Raw genomic sequence first — 18,985 nt, 5'->3', positions numbered from 1 at the left:
TCCCATGACGGAGCAACCGCCCCACTATCCGCCGCCACCGCCCGGTGGATACGGATATCCGCCGCCGGCACCGAATCCGTACGGTGGCTATCCGCAACCCGTCGGCACCAACGGGTTGGCGATCGCCTCGCTGGTGTGTTCGCTGGTGGGGTGGATCTGCGGCATCGGCCCGATCGTGGGCCTGGTATTGGGCATCATCGCGCTGAATCAGATCAAGAAGACCGGGCAGGATGGCCGCGGCATGGCGCTGGCCGGCGTGATCATCAGCGGGATCTCGATCGTCATGATCGTGCTCTGGTTCATCTTCGTCGCCATCATGGCGGCCACCAGCAGTAGCCACGACACCGTCTCGATGATGCTGACTGCCGTTGACCCGCAGGTGTTTTCGCGAGCTGCGCTAGTCTGACGCGTTCCGGTGACCTGAACGACGCCGGTTAGAATGGGTGTCGTTGGGTCCGGCCGGGTCGGGACGGGGTTGATTCGATGAGCTTTCGGGCAGTGACGGCATGCCTCGGCGCCGTGCTGATAGTGGCGGGATGTTCGACCATGGTCGAGGGCCGGGCGGTCTCCATCCTGAACGATCCTTTCCGGGTGGGTGGCCTGCCGGCGACCAACGGCAAGAGTGGCGTGAAAGCGAACGCGCCCGCCGCGACGGGCACCGTCGTCAACACCGACAACGGACCGATCGACAGACTGTCCTTGCTCTCCATCAACGACATCGAAGAGTTCTGGCAGGCGAACTACAAAGCACCGCTGAAGGGTTCCTACAAGCCAGTCGACAAGTTCGTGTCCTACAACTCCAAGGACCGCAACAGCCCACGGGTCTGCCGCAGCCAGACCTACGACAACGTCAACGCGTTCTTCACGTCGCGCTGCAACCTGATCGCCTGGGACCGCGGGGTCTTCATGCCGACCGCGCAGCAGTACTTCGGTGACATGTCGGTCAACGGCGTGCTCGCCCACGAGTTCGGGCACGCCCTGCAGGCGATGGCCAAGCTGGTCAACCGGAAAGACCCGACCATCGTCTACGAGCAGCAGGCGGACTGTTTCGCCGGGGTGTACCTGTACTACGTGGCCGAGGGTAAGTCGCCGCGCTTCACCCTGAGCACCGGCGACGGACTCGACCATGTGCTGGCCGGGATCATCACCACCCGGGACCCGGTGATGGACGCCGACGAATCCAACGAAGACGAGCACGGATCGGCACTGGACCGGGTGAGCGCCTTTCAGATGGGCTTCGTTACCGGGACGTCGGCGTGCGCGACGATCACCAAAGCCGAGATCGAGCGGCGCCGCGGCGACCTGCCCACGACGCTGCGGGTCGACACCAGCGGATCGACGGAGACCGGTGAGGTCCAGATCAACGAAGACACCCTGAACACCTTGATGGAATTGATGGGCAAGATCTTCGCCCCGAAGAACCCGCCCAAGCTGTCACTGAAGGAAGCCGGTTGCGCCGACGCCAAGCCCAGCCCGCCGGCGTCGTACTGCCCGGCCACCAACACCATCGCCGTCGACCTGCCTGCCCTGGCCACGATGGGCAAGGTCGCCGGCGAGAACGAACACAGCCTGCCCCAGGGCGACGACACCGCGTTGTCGATCGTGATGTCGAGGTACGCGCTGGCGGTCCAGCACGAGCGCAACCTGCCGATGCAGAGTCCGTGGACCGCGCTGCGCACGGCCTGCCTCACCGGCGTCGCGCACCGCAAAATGTCCGACAACATCGAGTTGCCGTCGGGTAACTCGCTGGTCTTGACCGCCGGTGACCTCGACGAAGCGGTGGCCGGACTGCTCACCAACCATATGGTCGCCAGTGACGCCGACGGTGTCAGCGTGCCCGCCGGATTCACCCGGATCGCCGCATTCCGCTCCGGCGTCGGCGGCGAGATGGCCGGATGTTATACCCGTTACCCGGGGTAGAGTTTCGTCTCGTGACCTACGAGCCGCCGAGCTATCCGCCGCCGCCCGGTGGCTACGGATACCAGCCGCAACCAGGCTTCGGTTATCCGCCGCCGATGGGCGGTTACCCGACGCAGCAGGGCACGAACGGTATGGCGATCGCCTCGCTGGTGTGTTCGGTGATCGGACCGTTCGTGTGCGGCGTGGCCACCGTTCTCGGGCTGGTGTTCGGGTTCATCGGACTCCACCAGATCAGGACCAGCGGGCAACAGGGCCGCGGCATGGCGATTGCCGGCATCATCATCAGCGCGCTCACCGTGGTGGCCGGGGTGATCATCGTGATCGCGCTGGTGCTGCTGGCACAGGCGGACTCACGCCGCCATCGTTACCACCACCGCGACTACTACGATTACTCGACCGCCATCGCCGCGACGATCAGCCGCACTCCCCAGACGGTGTCCTGTTAGAACCACCCGATCTCGGGATGGGGCACAAGGTGTTCGGGCTCGTCGCTCAACGTCTCTTCCCGCATCCACTTGATCGCTACCCAGCAGACCAGCACCCACCCGACGGCCACGGCGGGGATCGCCCATAACCGACGGATCAGCAACGCGCTGCCGCACTGCGACGTCGCGGCCGGGGCGGCCTGCGGGGCCTGAGAGAGCTGGAAGCCGAGACCGTTGCCGCAGTTGATCCTGATGCCGTACTGGTCGTACTGGCCCAGGTACACCGGAAACCACAGCGCAGCCAGTCCGATCAGCACGAGTAGCAGGCCGGTGATTCCGAGGTAGAACTGACGGTGACTCACGTTTGCTCCCGGCGATGTTAATAGTCGGTACGGTGTCGACATTCAGGTCATGCAGACATTGGCGAACAGTAGGACGGGCCATGAAACGATCGACCCCAGGAACGACACGGCCAGATCGGCGCCCTGCAGATCGCGCAGATGATCGGTGTGCGTCGCTGACCAAACCACCCCTACCAGCAGATATGGGGCACCGAGCCCGATCCCGATGGCCAGCAGCTGGGCGACGGAGAGCTCGAAGCTCAACACCCGGCGAATTCTTTCCAACACGACGCCCCGCCACCAGTCGGCCTACCCCACGGACGTGCACTATGTTAATGGACATTCCAGCACGACGGTAGTCTGGGTGGTGCGGAGCAGGGCGTTTCAGCCCACTGCGGTTGCCAGCCGGAGCGCCGCGGCCACCGCCAGGCCGGCGACGTCGAACTTCTTCGAAGCGAGGTCGTGGCGGGCGCCGGTGATCTCGACGATCTCGGTCGGTGCGCAGATGAGCGCAGCGGCGTCGCGCAGTTCGGTGATCGTGCCGAACGGATCGGATGTGCCGTGGGTGAACACCGTCGGCACCGTGATGTCCGGCAGATGTTCGGTGCGGGAACGCTCCGGCTTGCCCGGTGGGTGCACCGGATAGGAGAACAGGGTAAGCACGTCCAGTGGCTGGCCCCCCGCGGCCACCATGGATGTCTGCCGGCCGCCGTAGGAATGTCCGCCGGCGATCAGCGGTCCGTCGCTGAGTCGCCGGCACACCTCGATCGCCTCGATGATCCCGGCCCGGTCGGTGGCCGCCGAGCCCGACGGCGGGCCTGCTGCGCGGCGTCGGCGGTACGGCAGGTTGTAGCGCACCGCGAGCCAGCCGCGCTGGGCCCACTGTGCGCAAATCTGTTGCAGTAGTGCGGAATCCCGATTGCCACCGGCGCCGTGGGTCAGCACCACCACCCCATGTGGGGTGCCTTCGGGCCGATGCGCGACACCTGCGATGTCGTCGAGGTTCACCGGTGCAGCCGGAACAGGGGAGAGGCCGGACCGTGGCCGCGGCCCAGCGGATAGGCGGCCCGCAGCGATTCGGTGACCCAGCGCTTTCCGAAGCGCACGGCGTCGGGCACGGTGAAGCCGTGGGCCAGCGCGCAGGCCACCGCCGACGCCAACGTGTCACCGCCGCCGTGGTCGTCGCCGGTGGCGATCCGGGGCTGGTCGAACTCGTAGAAATCGCAACCGTCGTACAGCAGATCGCAACTGGACTGCGAGGTCCGCAGGTGCCCGCCCTTCACCAGCGCCCACCGCGGGCCCAGGGCATGCAGTGCCTCGGCCGCGGCGCGCTGGGACGCGGCGTCGACCACCTCGATATCGACGATCAGCCGTACCTCGTCCAGGTTCGGCGTCACCAACGTGGCCAACGGAAACAGTTGGGTGCGAAGCGATTCCAGCGCATCCCGGGCCAGCAGCGGATCCCCGTGCATGGACGCGCAGACCGGGTCGACGACCAACGGCGCCTGCGGGTCGAGGCGTTGCCAGGTGGCGGCCACCACCTCGATGATGGACGACGACGCCAGCATCCCGGTCTTGGCCGCCTGGATGCCGATGTCGGTGACCACCGCTTCGATCTGCCCGGCCACCACCGCGGTGGGAACCTCGTGAAAACCCTTGACGCCCAAGGTGTTCTGGATAGTCACCGCGGTGACGGCGACGCAGGCGTGCACGCCCAGCAGCGCCATGGTGCGCATGTCGGCCTGAATGCCCGCGCCGCCCCCGGAGTCCGACCCGGCGATCGTCAGCACCCGCAGCGGCGTTGCGCCCGGTGCCGGCAGGGGCAGGTAGGTCACTGCTGGGCGAGCGGCAGATACACCCGGTTGCCGTGGTCGGCGAACTCGCGGGACTTCTCTGCCATGCCGGCGGCCAGCATGGCGTCCACATCTGCCTCGGTTTCCAGTCCGTGCTTGGCGGCGAAGTCCCGCACATCCTGGGTGATGCGCATCGAGCAGAACTTCGGCCCGCACATCGAACAGAAGTGGGCGGTCTTGGCGGGTTCGGCCGGCAGCGTCTCGTCGTGGTACTCCCGTGCGGTGTCGGGATCCAGCGACAGGGCGAACTGGTCGTTCCAGCGGAATTCGAAACGTGCTGTGCTCAGAGCGTTGTCGCGGTCCTGCGCGTGTGGATGGCCCTTGGCCAGATCACCTGCGTGCGCGGCGATCTTGTAGGCGATCACGCCGTCTTTGACGTCCTTGCGGTCCGGCAGGCCGAGGTGCTCCTTGGGGGTGACATAGCAGAGCATCGCGGTGCCGGCTTGGGCGATGATCGCCGCGCCGATCGCCGAGGTGATGTGGTCGTAGGCCGGCGCGATGTCGGTGGCCAGCGGCCCGAGGGTGTAGAACGGTGCCTCCTCGCACCACTCCTCCTCCAGCCGAACGTTTTCCACGATCTTGTGCATCGGGACGTGGCCCGGGCCTTCGATCATCACCTGCACCCCGTGGGCTTTGGCGATCTTGGTCAGCTCGCCCAGGGTGCGCAACTCAGCGAACTGGGCGGCGTCGTTGGCGTCGGCGATGGAACCCGGCCGCAGCCCGTCGCCCAGGGAGAACGTGACGTCATAGCGGGCCAGGATGTCACAGAGTTCCTCGAAGTGGGTGTACAGGAACGACTCCCGGTGGTGCGCCAGGCACCATGCCGCCATGATCGACCCGCCGCGGGACACGATGCCGGTGACGCGCTTGGCCGTCAGCGGCACGTACCGCAGCAGCACACCGGCGTGCACGGTCATGTAGTCGACACCTTGCTCGCACTGTTCGATCACGGTGTCGCGGTACAACTCCCAGGTCAACTCGGTCGGGTCACCCTTGACCTTCTCCAGTGCCTGGTAGATGGGCACCGTGCCGACCGGGACCGGCGAGTTGCGCAGGATCCATTCGCGGGTTTCGTGGATGTTCTTGCCGGTGGACAGGTCCATGATGGTGTCCGCGCCCCAGCGGGTGGCCCACACCATCTTGTCGACCTCCTCGGCGATGGAGGAGGTGACGGCGGAGTTGCCGATGTTGGCGTTCACCTTCACCGCGAACGCCTTGCCGATGATCATCGGCTCGATCTCGGGGTGGTTGTGGTTGGCCGGAATGACGGCCCTCCCGCGGGCCACCTCGTCCCGCACCAGCTCGGCGGGCATGCCTTCGCGCACCGCGATGTAGGCCATCTCCGCGGTGATCTCGCCGGCGCGGGCGCGCTGCAGCTGGGTGCCGCGGTCGCGGACCACACCCGGACGCGGCGGCAGGCCGGCGTTCAGGTCGATCACGGCGTTCGCGTCGGTGTAGGGCCCGGACGTGTCGTACAGGTCGAAGTGATCCCCGGTGGACAGGTGCACCCGCCGGAACGGGACCCGCGCCGCGGGGACGCCCTCCACCTCGCGGTAGGTCTTGCTGCTGCCGGCGATCGGGCCGGTGGTGACGGACGGTTCGACGGTCATGGTCATGGCTATCTCCCTACGCCGGCATTACCCGGTCAGGTTCGTACGGTCGACGGCCCCGAGCCGTCCTCTCAGCGCACCGGGCGTGCGCTCCCGCGTCATTTTCGGTTGGATGGCTCCCACGCTAGCGCAGCGCGCACCGGCCCGGGTATCAGTCGGCCTCTTCCAGGGCCTCGCCGAGTTCCTCGAGGACCTGGTTGTGGTGGTTGCTGGCCAGCAGGTGCCCGGCGGTGATCACCAGGGCGACGGGCCAGTCGATCAGTTCGAACGCCGCCAGGGCCGCGATCCCGCCGTAGTAGGCCAGCTGTTCGGGCGGCGGTATCTGGACCCTGCCCAGGATCGGCAGGTTGATCACGAACGTCTGGGCCTGCCGGATCTGGGACACCGCCTCGCGCTGGGAGGTAACGGAGCGATCTTTCTTTTCGGCCATCATTTGCCTTTCAGTAACGAAGGGTTTGCCGTCGTGCCCGGTGGGGCGGTCACCGTCGAGGTATGACGACGACAGATGCATTGCGTGACCCGCTGGCTGCGTCGTGCGCCCGGTTGCTGCAGAGGCCGTTGACGGAGCTGTACGCCCTGCTGTGGCGGGCGGGGGTGCTGGAGGTGGTCTCGGATCGAACTCCTCGCCCTGTCACGGTCCGCGCGTCGCGGTGTGATTGCTCGCGCGCAACCGGCTGACGACGGAATCAGTTCGTACTGCGCAGGCTGGTGCTACCGGCCCGGCGCCCGGCGACCTTTTTGGCCGGTGCCTTCCGGGCTGTCTTTGTCGCTGTCTTCGTCGGGGTCTTCGGTGCTTCGGCGGCGGCCGGTTCGTCCGGCACCGGGGTGAGCTTGGCCGGGGCCTGCACGCCGGCCGGTTCCGGGGCGTTGTTCAGTTTGCGCAGCAACAGCGCTCCACCGCCGACCGCCAACAGGATGGGCCACTCGATGAGACCCGCGGCGCCGATCGCGCCGATCGCCAGCGCGGCGGCCGGAGTCGACTTGCTGCCGGTGCCGATGCCCTGCTGAATCCCCTCGGCGGCGCCCTTGACCCCGCCGACGATGCCGTTGACCGTCGCCCCGCCGACGGCGCCGGCAGCGGCGGTGGTTGCCGTCGCGGCCCGACTGAGTGTCCGACCTACCGTGCGAAAAGCTCCGTCAACGACACCCATGATCACTCCCTGGCCTTGGCTACTCTGCTTGTATACCCCCCGGCCGCGTTCTTCACCAGAAACAACAACGAATTTCACAGCATCTTGAAAGGTCAGGGGCGTAGGTCCACCAGGACCGGCGCGTGATCGCTGGGCGCCTTGCCCTTGCGCTCCTCGCGGACGATCTGTGCGTCCACCACCCGCTCGGCCAGCGCCGGGGAGCCAAGGATGAAGTCGATGCGCATGCCCTGCTTCTTGGGGAAGCGCAGCTGGGTGTAGTCCCAGTAGGTGTATACCCCCGGTCCCGGCGTGAAAGGCCTTACCAGGTCAGCGAATTGTGCGTCGACGATGGCCGCGAACGCACGGCGCTCCGGTTCCGAGACGTGGGTGCAGCCGGCGTAGTACTCGGTGCTCCAGACATCGTCGTCGGTGGGCGCGATATTCCAGTCGCCGACCAGCGCGATGGGCGCGCCGGGATCCTCGCGCATCCAGCCGGCAGCGGTATCGCGCAGCGCGGCAAGCCAATTCAACTTGTAGAGGTAATGCGGGTCGTCGAGGGTGCGGCCGTTCGGCACGTACAGGCTCCACACCCGCACCCCGCCGCAGGTGGCGCCGAGCGCACGGGCTTCGGCCGCCGCCGCCACGTCGGGTTTGGCGCTCCAGGTCGGCTGGCCGTCGAAGCCGACCTGCACATCGGACAGCCCGACCCGGGAGGCGATCGCCACCCCGTTCCATTGGTTGAAGCCGACATGGGCCACCTCGTAACCGATTTCGTGGAACGGCAGGGCCGGAAACTTTTCATCCGAACACTTGGTCTCCTGCATGGCCAGCACGTCGACCTCGGCGCGCACCAGCCAGTCGAGGACCCGGTCCAGCCGGGAGCGGATCGAGTTGACGTTCCAGGTGGCCAACCGCAGCCGGTCGCCGCCGGCGGGGGTGTCGGGCATGGCGTTCTCCTCTCTAGTCCGGTGTCCAGTCCGGTGCTGCGCGGAAATACCGGCGGCGATGGTGCAGGCGGAAACCCTGCAATTCGGCCGTGCCGGTCGGCTCGGTGTCGGGTATGCAGCGGTACGCGTGATCAGCCTCGCGCACCAGGACCCGTTCGGTACGCTCGCAGCACCAGCCGGCCGGCGGCGACAGCAACCGGTCCGGGATGACCACCCGCGGCGGCAGGCCTCGCGCGGTGTACCAGGCGGCGATCGCGCCGATGGCTGCTGAATCCGCCGAAAGATCAAGCGGCACAGCAGAATTGGTGGCCAGTTCAACGCCGTCACCGGCGCGCAGCAGCCAGCCCGACAGCCGGCTTTCCTCGGCGCCGGGCCGGGCCTCGGCGGCCCGGCGCTCGAGCGCCCGGATGTCGGCAGTGCGCACCGGAGCGTCGGTCAGGACCCGCAGGGCCACCACGTCGTCGGGCCGAACCTGGACCACTGCACCGGATTTCGTCTGTACGTGCACCGCGGGATCGACCGCCAGCAACCGGCCCACGGCGTCGGTCAGCGGCGGGACCGATCCGGCCGGCCGGCGGTAGCGCAGCGTCACCCGCGTCCCGGGCGGCGGCCAGGCAACCATCAGTGACCGAACGGGTCGGGCCCCTCGCCCGGCGTCCAGGACAATCCCGGCACGCCCCAGCCATGCGACTTGACCGCCCGCTTGGCCGCGCGTGCGTGCCGGCCGATCAACCGGTCGAGATAGAGGAATCCGTCCAGATGCCCGGTCTCGTGCTGCAACATGCGCGCGAACAGCCCGGTGCCTTCGACGCTGACCGGTTTGCCGTCGGCGTCCAGGCCGGTGACCTTCGCCCAGTCGGCCCGTCCGGTCGGAAAGGACTCGCCCGGCACCGAGAGGCACCCTTCGTCGTCGTCGTGGCCGGCTGACGGCATGGTCTCGGGAATCTCCGACGTCTCCAGCACCGGGTTGACCACCACCCCGCGCCGGCGGCTGGTCAGTCCCCGGTCGTCCGAGCAGTCGTAGACGAACAACCGCAGGCCGTGCCCGATCTGGTTGGCCGCGAGTCCCACACCGTGGGCGGCGTCCATGGTGTCGTACATGGTCTGGATCAGCTCGAGCACCTCGGCCGGCAGCGACCCGTCGGCGCCGACCGGGACAGGCGTCGTCGGAGTGTGCAAAACCGGATCTCCCACGATGCGGATGGGTACGACTGCCATGGTCGGCTAGCTTAGGCGAGTTGCGCGAACGGTCCCGCAAAGGTCTACGCCGACGCGCGGGTCTGCATTCCGGCGCAACACATTGCGGCGTGGTTCAATATTCGCGCACAACATTGCCCAGCATTCGCCGAAAGGGTCCAGGGGAAGCAATATGGACAGCGCCATGGCGCGGGCACATCGAGCGGACGACGACTCGGAGATCGCAGACGGGCTGACCCGGCGCGAGCATGACATCTTGGCTTTCGAACGGCAGTGGTGGAAATTCGCCGGCGTCAAGGAAGACGCCATCAAGGAGCTGTTCTCGATGTCGGCGACGCGCTACTACCAGGTGCTCAACGCGCTGGTCGACCGGCCCGAAGCGCTGGCCGCCGACCCGATGTTGGTGAAGCGGTTGCGGCGGCTGCGGGCCAGTCGCCAGAAGGCCCGCGCCGCGCGGCGGCTGGGCTTCGAGGTCACCTGACCGGTCCGCGCCCTTTGCGGGTTCTGGCCGTGCGCTGGTTACAGTGGCTTCGATGAACGAGCGCGTACCCGACTCGACGGGGCTTCCGCTGCGGGCCATGGTGATGGTGCTGCTCTTCCTGGGCGTGATTTTCCTGTTGCTCGGCTGGCAGGCCCTGGGTTCGGCCGGCAAGGCCGACGAGGAGTCGTCGTCGGCGGTCACCACGATGTCCAGCACGTCGGCGCCGACCTCGACCAGTGCCAAACCGGCGGCCAACCAGGCCGAGGTGCGGGTGTACAACATCTCCTCGCGGGAGGGCATCGCCAAGACTGCCGCCGACGATCTCAAAGCGGCCGGCTTCAAGGTGACCGAGGTGACCAACCTCGCGGTCGCCGATGTGACGGCGACCACGGTGTACTACGGCGAAGACAGCGAGAAGGCCACCGCTGAAGCGGTCGGGACCAAGCTGAACGCCCCGGTGGAGAAGCGCATCGCCGCACTCGCCGACCAGCCCCCCGGCGTCATCGTTTTAGTGACGGGTTGAGGCCCGGTTCGACGGGTCGTCAAGATAGGCTCACGGCTATGTCAAAGCCCGCCGGTCCCGTTGTCCGTCCCGCAGGTCGCACGTCCGCAGCTGCCGCCAAGTCCGCTCTGGTCGCGGCCGCGTGCGTCGCGGTCGTAGGTGCGTGCTCGTCGCCGCAGCAAGCGGCGACCACGACCGGTACCCCGCCGACGGTCTGGACCGGCACCCCGGCGCCGTCGACCTCCGGCCACGCCGAGCCCGCGCCCAGCACCCAGGAGGCGCCGCCGTCCGGGCAGACCATCACCACTGTGCTCAAGGGGTCGTCCGGCCAGGAGGTCGCGACGGCGAAGTTCGATTTCGCCAACGGCTATGCGACCGTGACGATCACGGCCACCAGCAGCAGCGGGCTCGCGCCGGGATTCCACGGCGTGCACGTCCACAGCGTCGGCAAATGTGAGGGCGATTTCGCCTCCGCAGGTGGGCACCTCAAGGTGCCGGGCGCCACCGGCCATTCCAGCGGAGACCTGACCTCGCTGCAGGTGCGTAAGGACGGGGCGGCGCTGCTGGTGACCACGACCGACGGCTTCACCATGGACGACCTGGTCGGCGGTGCGAAGACGTCGATCATCATCCACGAGGGCCCGGACAACTTCATGAACATCCCGAATCGCTACCAGGTCAACGGGGCACCCGGTCCCGACGAGACGACGATGACTACCGGTGACGCCGGCAAGCGGGTGGCGTGCGGTGTCATCGGGTCCGGGTAAGGGAAGCCGGGCGCGCAACCGCATCGATTTCGCTCGTTCGCCCCGTCCGACGGTCGGCGTCGAATGGGAGTTCGCGCTGGTCGATGCGCAGACCCGCGATCTGAGCAACGAGGCCACCGCGGTGATCGCCGAGATCGGCGAAAACCCGCGCGTGCACAAGGAATTGCTGCGCAACACCGTCGAAGTCGTCAGCGGCATCTGCGAGAACGCCGCCGAGGCCATGCACGACCTGCGCGACACGCTGGGCCCGGCCCGGCGCATCGTCCGCGACCGCGGCATGGAGCTGTTCTGCGCCGGCACCCACCCGTTCGCCCAGTGGTCCAGTCAGAAGCTCACCGACGCACCGCGTTACGCGGAGCTGATCAAGCGCACCCAGTGGTGGGGCCGCCAGATGTTGATCTGGGGTGTGCATGTGCACGTCGGGATCTCGTCGGCGTACAAGGTGATGCCGATCATCTCCTCGCTGCTCAACCAGTATCCGCACCTGCTGGCGTTGTCGGCGTCGTCGCCGTGGTGGGGTGGCGTGGACACCGGATATGCGAGCAATCGCTCGATGATGTTCCAGCAGTTGCCGACGGCCGGTCTGCCGTTTCAATTTCAGGCGTGGTCGGAATTCGAGGGCTTCGTCTACGACCAGAAGAAGACCGGGATCATCGATCACGTCGACGAGGTCCGTTGGGACGTCCGGCCTTCCCCGCACCTGGGCACCATCGAGGTGCGCATCTGCGACGGTGTCTCCAACCTGCGTGAGTTGGGTGCGCTGGTGGCGTTGACGCACTGCCTGATCGTGGATCTGGACCGCCGGCTGGAAGCCGACGAGCCGTTGCCGACCATGCCGCCCTGGCACGTGCAGGAGAACAAGTGGCGGGCCGCCCGCTACGGGCTCGACGCAGTGATCATCCTGGACGCCGACAGCAACGAGCGGCTGGTCACCGAGGATCTCGACGAGGTGCTGACCCGGCTGGAGCCGATCGCCAAGTCGTTGCGGTGCGCCGACGAGTTGGCTGCCGTCGCCGACATCCCCCGCCTGGGCGCGTCCTACCAGCGACAGCGGCGGGTGGCCGAGGAGCACGACGGCGACCTGCGCGCAGTGGTCGACGCGCTGGTGGCCGAGTTGGACATCTAGGCGCGCACCCGATCCCGGTCGACGGCCGCGGCCACCCGGTGCAGCATCCGGCGCACCGCGACGCGGTGGCCGCCGGAACCGATGACCAGTGCGCGGTACACCTTGCCGCGCAGGCCGGGAAACTCCGCAAACGTCAGTGCCCGCAACCGGACTGCGTCTCCGTCCGGATCGAGCTCGAACACCAGCCGATAGATGGCGAACGGATGGCGGCCCTTGAGTGCCAGCCGCTGCGGGGGCGTCGCCTCGTCCAACTGGAAACCGACCGGAACCGTGGTCGGGTCGAGGGGATCGCGGCACATGGTGCGCAGCAGCGCCGACCAGGTGTCAGCGGCCGAGGCCCGCACCGGGATACCATACTCATCAATATAGGGTAATCGTTTCATATAGAAGGACTGTACTAGATCATGGCGCCGCCACGGAAGCATGAGACCGACGTCATTCTCGATGCCACACGGTCCCTGATTCTGGGGCACGGACCGCGGGCGGCCAGCGTCGCGGCGATCGCCAAAGCCAGCGGCGCCCCGGCCGGCACCCTCTACCACCGGTTCGGCAACCGCGACGGGGTGGTGATCGCGGCCTGGTTGCGCGCACTGCAGCGCTTCCAGACGCGCGCGATGGCGGCGACGGCGCCGACCCCGGAGGGGACGGCCGTGGCAATGGCGGCCGCTGCGATCGACTTCGCCCGCGACCTGCCCGACGACGCCCGGTTGCTGCTGACGGTCCGGCCCGGTGACCTGGTCGACGGCCGGCCGGGTGCGGAGTTTCAGCACACCCTCGCCGCGATGAACGCGCCGCTGGCCGTGCGGGTGCGCGAGTTGGCGATCGGACTCTACGGGAGCGGTGCGGCGCGCGCCGTGGACGCGGTCAATCGCGCCGTGGTCGACCTGCCCTACGCGGTGGTGCGCCGCCACGCCTACGACGATCCGCTGCCCGAGTGGCTGGCGGCCGATGTCGCGGCAGCCGCCCGGTCGCTGCTGCGTGGCTATGCTGAACCGGGGGTGAGGCGCGATGAATCGTGAACCGGTGGTAATGCCCATGTTTCCGCTTGAATCGGCGCTGCTGCCCGGAGAGATCCTGCCGCTGCGTATCTTCGAGCCCCGCTATACCGCGCTGGTGCAGGACTGCATGGGCAGTCAGAATCCCCGCTTCGGAGTGGTGCTGATTTCGCGCGGGCGCGAGGTCGGTGGCGGCGATGCGCGCAGCGACATCGGGGTGGTGGCCACCATCACCGATTACGCCGCTGCCGACTCGGGCCGTTATGTGTTGCGGTGCCGGATCGGCGACCGGATCCGGGTGCGCGAATGGCTGCCGGACGATCCGTATCCCCGTGCGCGCGTAGAGATTTGGCCCGACGAATCGGGGCCGCCGGTGACGGCGGCACTGTTCCGCGACGTCGAGGACCGGGTGCTGGCATTGTTCGAGCGGATCGCCGCGGTGCAGGGAGTGCAGCTACCGGACCGCGCCGAGCTGTTCGACTATCCGGGTGCAGAGCCCAGAGACAACGCAAAGCTGTTGTACGCCTTGGCAACTCGCGTCCCGATGGGTCCGGCCGATCGGTATGCGGTGCTCGCGGCGCCGTCGGCGGCCGACCGGCTGGCCGCCCTGCTCGAAGCGGTGGACTCGGTGACCGCGGTGATCGAGTTTCAGCTCTCCGAGTAGTCGCCGTCGGAATCCGCGGGGTCGGTGACCGGCACCAGCGGCAACGCTGCCAGCGGAAAGACACTCGACACCGCGAAGGCCAGCGGATACCCGGCCACCACAATCAGCTGGGCGAACACCGGGGGCGCAACGGCGACCACCAACCGCTCGAAGGTGTTCTGCTTCCCCAACGCCCACCCGCTCCAGAACGGCCCGGCTATCTCCGGGATCTTGGTGAACGGCAGACCGTTGTCGCCGGTGATCGCCGACGCGACGACCATCAGGCCCACCGATACCGGCCAGTTCAGCTGATCGGCCAGCGCGAGCAGCATCATCACCGCGGCAGTGACCACGGCGATCCACCGGACCGGCCGCATCCGCGACCCGATGGCATCCGCCCACCGTCCGGCAGCGATGCGCACCGCCGCGCCCAGCAGTTGCGAAGCGCCGACCAGCACACCGGCCCACGCCATCGACAGGTGGTGCTCCTGGAGAAACCAGACCAGCATGAAGGTCAGCACCACCGGCTGCGGCACCATCAACAGCGCGGAGGCAAAGTGTATGCGCCACAACGAGGTTCCCCGGTACAGGTCGGCCAACTCGCGCATCGGTACGTGCGATCTGTGTTCGCGCGGCGGGTCGCGCACGGCCAACGCGCTGGCCACCGCGGCCAGTGCACACAGACCCGCGGGGAACAACAGCGCCGCCGACATGTGGCGTCTACCGAGTTCGGGAATGACCAGTGCGGCCACCGCGATTCCCAGCGGTTGCGCGGTCTGCCGTATCCCCATGGCCAGCGCCCGCTGATGCTCGGGGAACCAGCCGGTGACCAGCCGGCCGCTGGCCGTGATGCAACTGGCCGCGGCCATGCCGCCGAGTACCAGAAACGTGCCGACCAGCAGCATCGAATGCACCGACGCCGCGGCGAAGCCGGCCGCCGCGGTGAGCCCCAGGCCCGCCGACAGCACGATCCGCTCGCCGACGCGGTCCAGCAGGTAGCCCCACGGGATCAGGGTCAACATCATGCCGACGCTGGGCATCGACGCCAGCAGGGCCGCCTGCACCAGGCTCACGCCCCGATTGCCCAGGGTGGGGATCAGAAAGGCGACCCCGTTGATGAACACGTTGGCCGACAGCGTCGCCAGCTGGGAGACCGTCAGCATCGACCAGCGCCTGGCCGCACTGACCTCCGAGATCGCCGTCGTCACCGCTGATTACCCCCGCCCCACCGGGCAGCGATACCCGGTGCGGGGTCGGGCAAACGCGGCTAGACCGCCTTGGCGAAGGCGCGCAGCGACTCCACCTGTAGCGGGTCCAGCGAGGGGCGCACCTTACCGCGGGCGGTGGCCAGGTCGGCGGCGGTGACGTCGGCGGCGTCGATGGAGCGCCGCATCGCAGCCAGCGCGGCCTCGCGCAGCAGCGCGACGCAGTCCGCGGCGCTGTACCCGGACAAATCGGCGGCCACCGCGTCCAGGTCGACGTCGGAACTCAGCGGGATCGACTTGCCGGCGGTGCGCAGGATCTCGCGCCGGGCGTCGGCGTCGGGCGGCTCGACGAACACCAGCCGTTCCAGCCGGCCCGGCCGCAGCAGGGCCGGGTCGATCAGGTCGGGCCGGTTGGTCGCACCCAGCACCACGACGTCGCGCAGCGGGTCGATCCCGTCCAGCTCGGTCAGCAGCGCGGCCACCACCCGGTCGGTCACGCCGGAGTCGAAGCTCTGGCCGCGGCGCGGCGCCAGTGCATCCACCTCATCGAGGAACACCAGCGACGGCGCGGAATCGCGGGCCCGGCGGAACAACTCGCGGACCGCCTTCTCCGACGAACCCACCCACTTGTCCATCAGCTCGGAGCCCTTGACGGCGTGCACGCTGAGCTGGCCGGTGCTGGCCAGCGCGCGCACCACGAACGTCTTGCCGCAACCGGGCGGGCCGTAGAGCAGCACCCCGCGGGGCGGGTCCACCCCCAACCGGGAGAAGGTGTCCGGGTGCTGCAGCGGCCACAGCACCGATTCGGTCAGCGCCTGTTTGGCTTCGGCCATGTCGCCGACGTCGGCCAGCGTGACGTTCCCGACGCTGACCTCTTCGCCGGCCGACCGGGACAACGGGCGGATCACGGTCAGCGCCCCCAGCAGGTCCGCCTGGCTCAGCTGCGGCGGACGCCCGTCGGCGCTGGCCCGCGAGGCGGCCCGCAGCGCGGCTTCCCGGATCAACGCGGCCAGGTCGGCCACCACGAATCCCGGTGTCCGGCTTGCGATTTCGTCCAAATCGAGAGCACCGGCCGGGACTTCTCTGAGTAGCGCGTCAAGCAGTGCCCGGCGAGTCGCCGCGTCGGGCAGCGGCAGGCTCAGCTCGCGGTCGCACAACTCCGGCGACCGCAACCGCGAGTCGATCTGGTCGGGCCGCGCGGTGGTGGCGATCAACGCGACGCCGTCGGTGGCCACCGCGGTGCGCAACTCGGCCAGTACCAGCGACGCCACCGGTTCGGGGGTCTGCGGCAACAGGGCGTCGACGTCGGTGATCAGCAGCACCCCGCCGCTGCTCGTCGCCGCGGTCACGGCCGCGGTCACCGACTTGAGCCGGTCCTCGGCGGCCAGGGCGCCGACTTCGGGACCGTCCACCTGCACCAGCCGCCGTCCGGCGCACACCGCACGCACCAGCGTCACCTTGCCGACCCCGGCCGGTCCGGACACCAGCACACCCAGGTTGGTGTCGGCGCCCAGGGTCTTGAGCAGGTGCGGCTCGTCCAGGGCGAGCTTGAGCCATTCGGTCAGCTTGGCGGCCTGCGGTCCCGCGCCCTTGAGTTCTTCGACCTGGATCTGCGGGCTGACCACCTCGGCCGTCTCCGACGCGGCCGGCCGCTGCGCGACCAGCGTTCCCCAGGTGACCAGCGTGTTCGGTTGCACGCTGACCGGCCTGTCCGGATCCACACCGGTGACGGTCAACAACTCCGAGGTCCAGCTGATCCCGACCGAGGAGGCCAGCGCCCGGGTGGCCGCCGAGGTCGAGGTGCCCGGGCCCAGGTCGCGGGGCAGCAACGAGACCGCGTCGCCGACCATCATCACCTTGCCCAGCAGCGCCTGGCGCAGCGTCGCCGACGACAGCGATTGGGCCGCCAGCGTCGAGCCGCTGAGGGTGACCGTCCGGGCCCCGTAGACGGTGACCGCACGCAGGATCACCTCGATGCCTTCCCGCAGTCCGGCGTTGGACAGCGTGACGTCGTCGAGCAGCGCGATGCCGACGGGGATGTCGCCGGCGGCCATGCCCACGACGGCCGCGGTGGTGCGTGAGCCGGTCAGCGACACCGCGTCCCATTCCCGGATGCCCAACGCCGCGATGGCACTGGGATGCAGTCGCACCACCCCGCGCCGTGAGTCGACCGCGGACGTATTCAGCCGCGCGGTGAGGGCGAGCTGGTCGGGGCGGGTCACGTTACCGGCCCGGCTTGCGCAACCCGAGCCGTGCCATCGAGCGGCGGTGCGGCGCCGCCCGACGGGTCGCGCGCTGCGCCGCCCGCCACTGCTTGGGCTTGTCGTCCCACACCTCAGGGTGTTTGGCCAACCAGCGCTTGCTGCGCACCGCGAACGGGATATGGCACACGTAGGAGATGATGATCACCCAGATCAGGATGTAGGGCACCACCACCGCGGCCGCCGCCACGATCGCCACCACGGCCAGCAACAGCACCGCCAGGTTCGGCGGTACCGCGAAGGTGTGGACCTTCTTCATCGGGATGGCGCTGACCATCAGCAGCGACGTCCCGGTGATCCAGGCGGCCAGCACCCACTGGTTGGACCACCAGCCGTCGTGCCCGAACTGCAGTTTGAGGCCGATGGTGCCGATCATGGACACTGCACCGGCCGGCGCGGGCATGCCGACGAAGAACTCCTTCGCGTACGGCGGCAGGCTGCCGTCGTCGGCCTGCGCGTTGTACCGGGCCAACCGCAAGACCACGCACACCGCGTACAGCAGCACCACCATCCAGCCGATCGGCGACTTCTCCAGCAGCGTCACGTAAACCACCAGCGCCGGTGCCACCCCGAAGTTGACCGCGTCGGCCAGCGAATCGATCTCGGCGCCCATCCGCGACTGGGCGTTGAGGATGCGCGCCACCCGGCCGTCCAGGGCGTCGAGGATGGCGGCGACGGCGATCAGCGCCATCGCCGGTATCGGCTTGTCGTCGAGCGCGAACTTGATGGAGGTCAGGCCGGCGCAGATGGACAGCACGGTCATGGCGCTGGGCAGCAGGTGCAGATCCACCGTTCGCCGGATGCGAGGCTTGTCGATCATGACAGCTCAGCCAGCACGGTCTCGCCGCCCACGGCCCGCTGGCCGACCTTGACCAGTGGTTCGACGCCTGGCGGCAGGTAGGTGTCCAGCCGCGAGCCGAACCGGATCAGACCGTAGGTCTCGCCGATCGTCAGGTGGTCGCCGACGTGGGCGTTGCACACGATGCGACGGGCGACCAGCCCGGCGATCTGCACGACCACCACTTCGGCGTCCGCTGCGGTGTGGAGCAGCACGCTGGTGCGTTCGTTGGCGGCGCTGGCCTCGGGCAGATCGGCGGACAGGAACTGCCCGGGGCGGTGCTGCACCGCGATCACCTTCCCGCTCACCGGCGCCCGTTGCACGTGCACATCCAGAATCGACAGGAAGATGCTGACGCGTGGCCGCGGGGTGTCGCCCAGGCTGAGCTCGGCGGGCGGGGCGGCGGAATCGACCAGGGCGACCGTGCCGTCGGCCGGCGCGACCACGACGCCGTCCCGGCCGGGAGGTACCCGGGCGGGGTGGCGGAAGAATCCCGCGCAGGCGCCGGCCGCGAGCAGGCCGGTCCGGCGCAGCCAGCGGTAACGGTAACCGCCGGCCGCCACGGCGAGGCCGGTCGCGACGAACGGCAGGCCGGCCGGGTGTATCGGGGGAATGGTGGAGCGCACCAATTCGAGCAGGTGTGCAGGACCGTCGGCGGAGCCAGGGCGTTTTGCCACGCGGGTCATCTTACGTAAGCGGGACCGGCCGTCGTGGTTCGTTCCGGCCCGGAAGGGGAACGGGCAG

The 18,985-nt window shown here is 68.5% G+C and carries 24 protein-coding genes, 1 pseudogene and 1 riboswitch; of the genes and pseudogenes, 10 read left to right on the top strand and 15 right to left on the bottom strand.

Annotation, left to right across the window (positions count from 1 at the left end; genetic code table 11):
• Positions 1–4 precede the first annotated feature (4 nt).
• The 3 genes from AC5Y3Z_RS15370 (at position 5) to AC5Y3Z_RS15360 (ending at position 2,366) form a co-directional block, all read left to right on the top strand.
• Positions 5–406 (top strand): DUF4190 domain-containing protein, encoded by a 402-nt coding sequence (locus AC5Y3Z_RS15370; protein ID WP_463825569.1) that lies wholly within the window; start codon positions 5–7, stop codon positions 404–406.
• Positions 407–483: 77 nt separating this feature from the next.
• Positions 484–1,920 carry a neutral zinc metallopeptidase gene (locus tag AC5Y3Z_RS15365; RefSeq protein WP_473139447.1) on the top strand — a complete coding sequence of 479 codons (1,437 nt, stop codon included), beginning with the start codon at positions 484–486 and terminating at the stop codon, positions 1,918–1,920.
• 11 nt (positions 1,921–1,931) lie between these two features.
• Positions 1,932–2,366: a DUF4190 domain-containing protein gene (locus tag AC5Y3Z_RS15360; protein WP_473139446.1), complete on the top strand. Its 435-nt coding sequence runs from the start codon at positions 1,932–1,934 to the stop codon at positions 2,364–2,366.
• On the opposite strand, the gene AC5Y3Z_RS15355 is transcribed toward AC5Y3Z_RS15360, so the two are convergent.
• The 6 genes from AC5Y3Z_RS15355 to AC5Y3Z_RS15330 all read right to left on the bottom strand — a co-directional run bounded on the left by AC5Y3Z_RS15355 (position 2,363) and on the right by AC5Y3Z_RS15330 (position 6,582).
• A complete protein-coding gene (locus tag AC5Y3Z_RS15355) occupies positions 2,363–2,707 on the bottom strand; it encodes a hypothetical protein (RefSeq protein WP_463825572.1) in 345 nt (114 codons plus the stop codon). The genes AC5Y3Z_RS15360 and AC5Y3Z_RS15355 overlap by 4 nt on opposite strands.
• 42 nt (positions 2,708–2,749) lie before the next feature.
• The gene (locus tag AC5Y3Z_RS15350) at positions 2,750–2,974 is read right to left on the bottom strand and encodes a hypothetical protein (RefSeq protein WP_463825573.1); all 225 of its coding nucleotides are present in this window, start codon (positions 2,972–2,974) and stop codon (positions 2,750–2,752) included.
• A 96-nt stretch (positions 2,975–3,070) separates the two neighbouring features.
• Positions 3,071–3,694 (bottom strand): alpha/beta hydrolase family protein, encoded by a 624-nt coding sequence (locus AC5Y3Z_RS15345; RefSeq protein ID WP_463825574.1) that lies wholly within the window; start codon positions 3,692–3,694, stop codon positions 3,071–3,073.
• On the bottom strand, positions 3,691–4,521 hold the full coding sequence (gene thiD / locus AC5Y3Z_RS15340) for a bifunctional hydroxymethylpyrimidine kinase/phosphomethylpyrimidine kinase (RefSeq protein ID WP_463825575.1): 831 nt from the start codon (positions 4,519–4,521) through the stop codon (positions 3,691–3,693). Before thiD ends, AC5Y3Z_RS15345 begins: the two co-directional genes overlap by 4 nt.
• On the bottom strand, positions 4,518–6,155 hold the full coding sequence (thiC, locus tag AC5Y3Z_RS15335; RefSeq protein ID WP_463825576.1) for a phosphomethylpyrimidine synthase ThiC: 1,638 nt from the start codon (positions 6,153–6,155) through the stop codon (positions 4,518–4,520). The genes thiD and thiC overlap by 4 nt, the downstream gene beginning before the upstream one ends.
• A riboswitch (TPP riboswitch) is annotated at positions 6,146–6,256 on the bottom strand. It overlaps the preceding gene by 10 nt.
• A gap of 44 nt (positions 6,257–6,300) precedes the next feature.
• Positions 6,301–6,582, bottom strand: coding sequence for a hypothetical protein (locus tag AC5Y3Z_RS15330; protein ID WP_473139445.1), 282 nt, complete (start codon positions 6,580–6,582; stop codon positions 6,301–6,303).
• Between the two features lie 59 nt (positions 6,583–6,641).
• Here AC5Y3Z_RS15330 and AC5Y3Z_RS15325 point away from each other — a divergent pair, with 59 nt between their 5' ends.
• Positions 6,642–6,827, top strand: coding sequence for an Rv1535 domain-containing protein (locus tag AC5Y3Z_RS15325; RefSeq protein WP_473139444.1), 186 nt, complete (start codon positions 6,642–6,644; stop codon positions 6,825–6,827).
• An 8-nt stretch (positions 6,828–6,835) separates the two neighbouring features.
• On the opposite strand, the gene AC5Y3Z_RS15320 is transcribed toward AC5Y3Z_RS15325, so the two are convergent.
• From AC5Y3Z_RS15320 to AC5Y3Z_RS15305, 4 genes and pseudogenes are all read right to left on the bottom strand, one after another.
• Complete coding sequence (locus AC5Y3Z_RS15320) at positions 6,836–7,300, bottom strand: hypothetical protein (protein WP_473139443.1); 465 nt, start codon at positions 7,298–7,300, stop codon at positions 6,836–6,838.
• Positions 7,301–7,392: 92 nt separating this feature from the next.
• Positions 7,393–8,196, bottom strand: coding sequence for an exodeoxyribonuclease III (locus AC5Y3Z_RS15315; RefSeq protein ID WP_463825966.1), 804 nt, complete (start codon positions 8,194–8,196; stop codon positions 7,393–7,395).
• A gap of 82 nt (positions 8,197–8,278) precedes the next feature.
• Positions 8,279–8,848, bottom strand: a pseudogene (locus AC5Y3Z_RS15310) (GNAT family N-acetyltransferase, cg3035/Rv0428c family); the annotation flags it as partial.
• Positions 8,848–9,444: a peptide deformylase gene (locus AC5Y3Z_RS15305; protein WP_463825580.1), complete on the bottom strand. Its 597-nt coding sequence runs from the start codon at positions 9,442–9,444 to the stop codon at positions 8,848–8,850. The gene AC5Y3Z_RS15305 and the pseudogene AC5Y3Z_RS15310, both read right to left, overlap by 1 nt.
• A 151-nt stretch (positions 9,445–9,595) precedes the next feature.
• On the opposite strand from AC5Y3Z_RS15305, the gene napA reads away from it, so the two are divergent.
• From napA to AC5Y3Z_RS15285, 4 genes are read left to right on the top strand one after another with little or no spacing between them, the layout of a single operon-like run.
• Complete coding sequence (gene napA, locus AC5Y3Z_RS15300; protein WP_463825581.1) at positions 9,596–9,904, top strand: nucleoid-associated protein NapA; 309 nt, start codon at positions 9,596–9,598, stop codon at positions 9,902–9,904.
• A 52-nt stretch (positions 9,905–9,956) separates the two neighbouring features.
• A complete protein-coding gene (locus AC5Y3Z_RS15295) occupies positions 9,957–10,427 on the top strand; it encodes a LytR C-terminal domain-containing protein (RefSeq protein WP_473139442.1) in 471 nt (156 codons plus the stop codon).
• 38 nt (positions 10,428–10,465) lie between these two features.
• Positions 10,466–11,173, top strand: coding sequence for a superoxide dismutase[Cu-Zn] (gene sodC, locus AC5Y3Z_RS15290; protein ID WP_473139441.1), 708 nt, complete (start codon positions 10,466–10,468; stop codon positions 11,171–11,173).
• Complete coding sequence (locus AC5Y3Z_RS15285; protein ID WP_473139440.1) at positions 11,154–12,299, top strand: glutamate--cysteine ligase; 1,146 nt, start codon at positions 11,154–11,156, stop codon at positions 12,297–12,299. Before sodC ends, AC5Y3Z_RS15285 begins: the two co-directional genes overlap by 20 nt.
• Here AC5Y3Z_RS15285 and AC5Y3Z_RS15280 read toward each other — a convergent pair.
• Positions 12,296–12,682: a hypothetical protein gene (locus AC5Y3Z_RS15280; protein ID WP_473139439.1), complete on the bottom strand. Its 387-nt coding sequence runs from the start codon at positions 12,680–12,682 to the stop codon at positions 12,296–12,298. The two genes, AC5Y3Z_RS15285 and AC5Y3Z_RS15280, sit on opposite strands and share 4 nt — an antisense overlap.
• A gap of 21 nt (positions 12,683–12,703) precedes the next feature.
• Between AC5Y3Z_RS15280 and AC5Y3Z_RS15275 the strand changes: the two genes are divergently transcribed.
• A complete protein-coding gene (locus AC5Y3Z_RS15275) occupies positions 12,704–13,318 on the top strand; it encodes a TetR/AcrR family transcriptional regulator (RefSeq protein WP_473139438.1) in 615 nt (204 codons plus the stop codon).
• Positions 13,308–13,958, top strand: a complete 651-nt coding sequence (locus AC5Y3Z_RS15270) for an LON peptidase substrate-binding domain-containing protein (RefSeq protein ID WP_463825586.1) — start codon at positions 13,308–13,310, stop codon at positions 13,956–13,958. The genes AC5Y3Z_RS15275 and AC5Y3Z_RS15270 overlap by 11 nt, the downstream gene beginning before the upstream one ends.
• Here the strand turns inward: AC5Y3Z_RS15270 and AC5Y3Z_RS15265 are convergent.
• The 4 genes from AC5Y3Z_RS15265 to AC5Y3Z_RS15250 form a co-directional block, all read right to left on the bottom strand.
• Entirely contained in the window at positions 13,943–15,100 is a 1,158-nt protein-coding gene (locus AC5Y3Z_RS15265) for an MFS transporter (RefSeq protein WP_473139509.1), read from the bottom strand. The two genes, AC5Y3Z_RS15270 and AC5Y3Z_RS15265, sit on opposite strands and share 16 nt — an antisense overlap.
• Before the next feature lie 104 nt (positions 15,101–15,204).
• On the bottom strand, positions 15,205–17,364 hold the full coding sequence (locus AC5Y3Z_RS15260) for an AAA family ATPase (RefSeq protein WP_473139437.1): 2,160 nt from the start codon (positions 17,362–17,364) through the stop codon (positions 15,205–15,207).
• 1 nt (position 17,365) lies between these two features.
• Positions 17,366–18,223 (bottom strand): CDP-diacylglycerol--serine O-phosphatidyltransferase, encoded by an 858-nt coding sequence (gene pssA / locus AC5Y3Z_RS15255; RefSeq protein ID WP_463825589.1) that lies wholly within the window; start codon positions 18,221–18,223, stop codon positions 17,366–17,368.
• Positions 18,220–18,918: a phosphatidylserine decarboxylase gene (locus AC5Y3Z_RS15250; RefSeq protein ID WP_473139436.1), complete on the bottom strand. Its 699-nt coding sequence runs from the start codon at positions 18,916–18,918 to the stop codon at positions 18,220–18,222. Before AC5Y3Z_RS15250 ends, pssA begins: the two co-directional genes overlap by 4 nt.
• Positions 18,919–18,985: the final 67 nt, after the last annotated feature.

It is taken from the genome of Mycobacterium sp. NGS61 (assembly GCF_059812325.1).
This window is presented reverse-complemented; position numbering and strand designations above follow the sequence as displayed.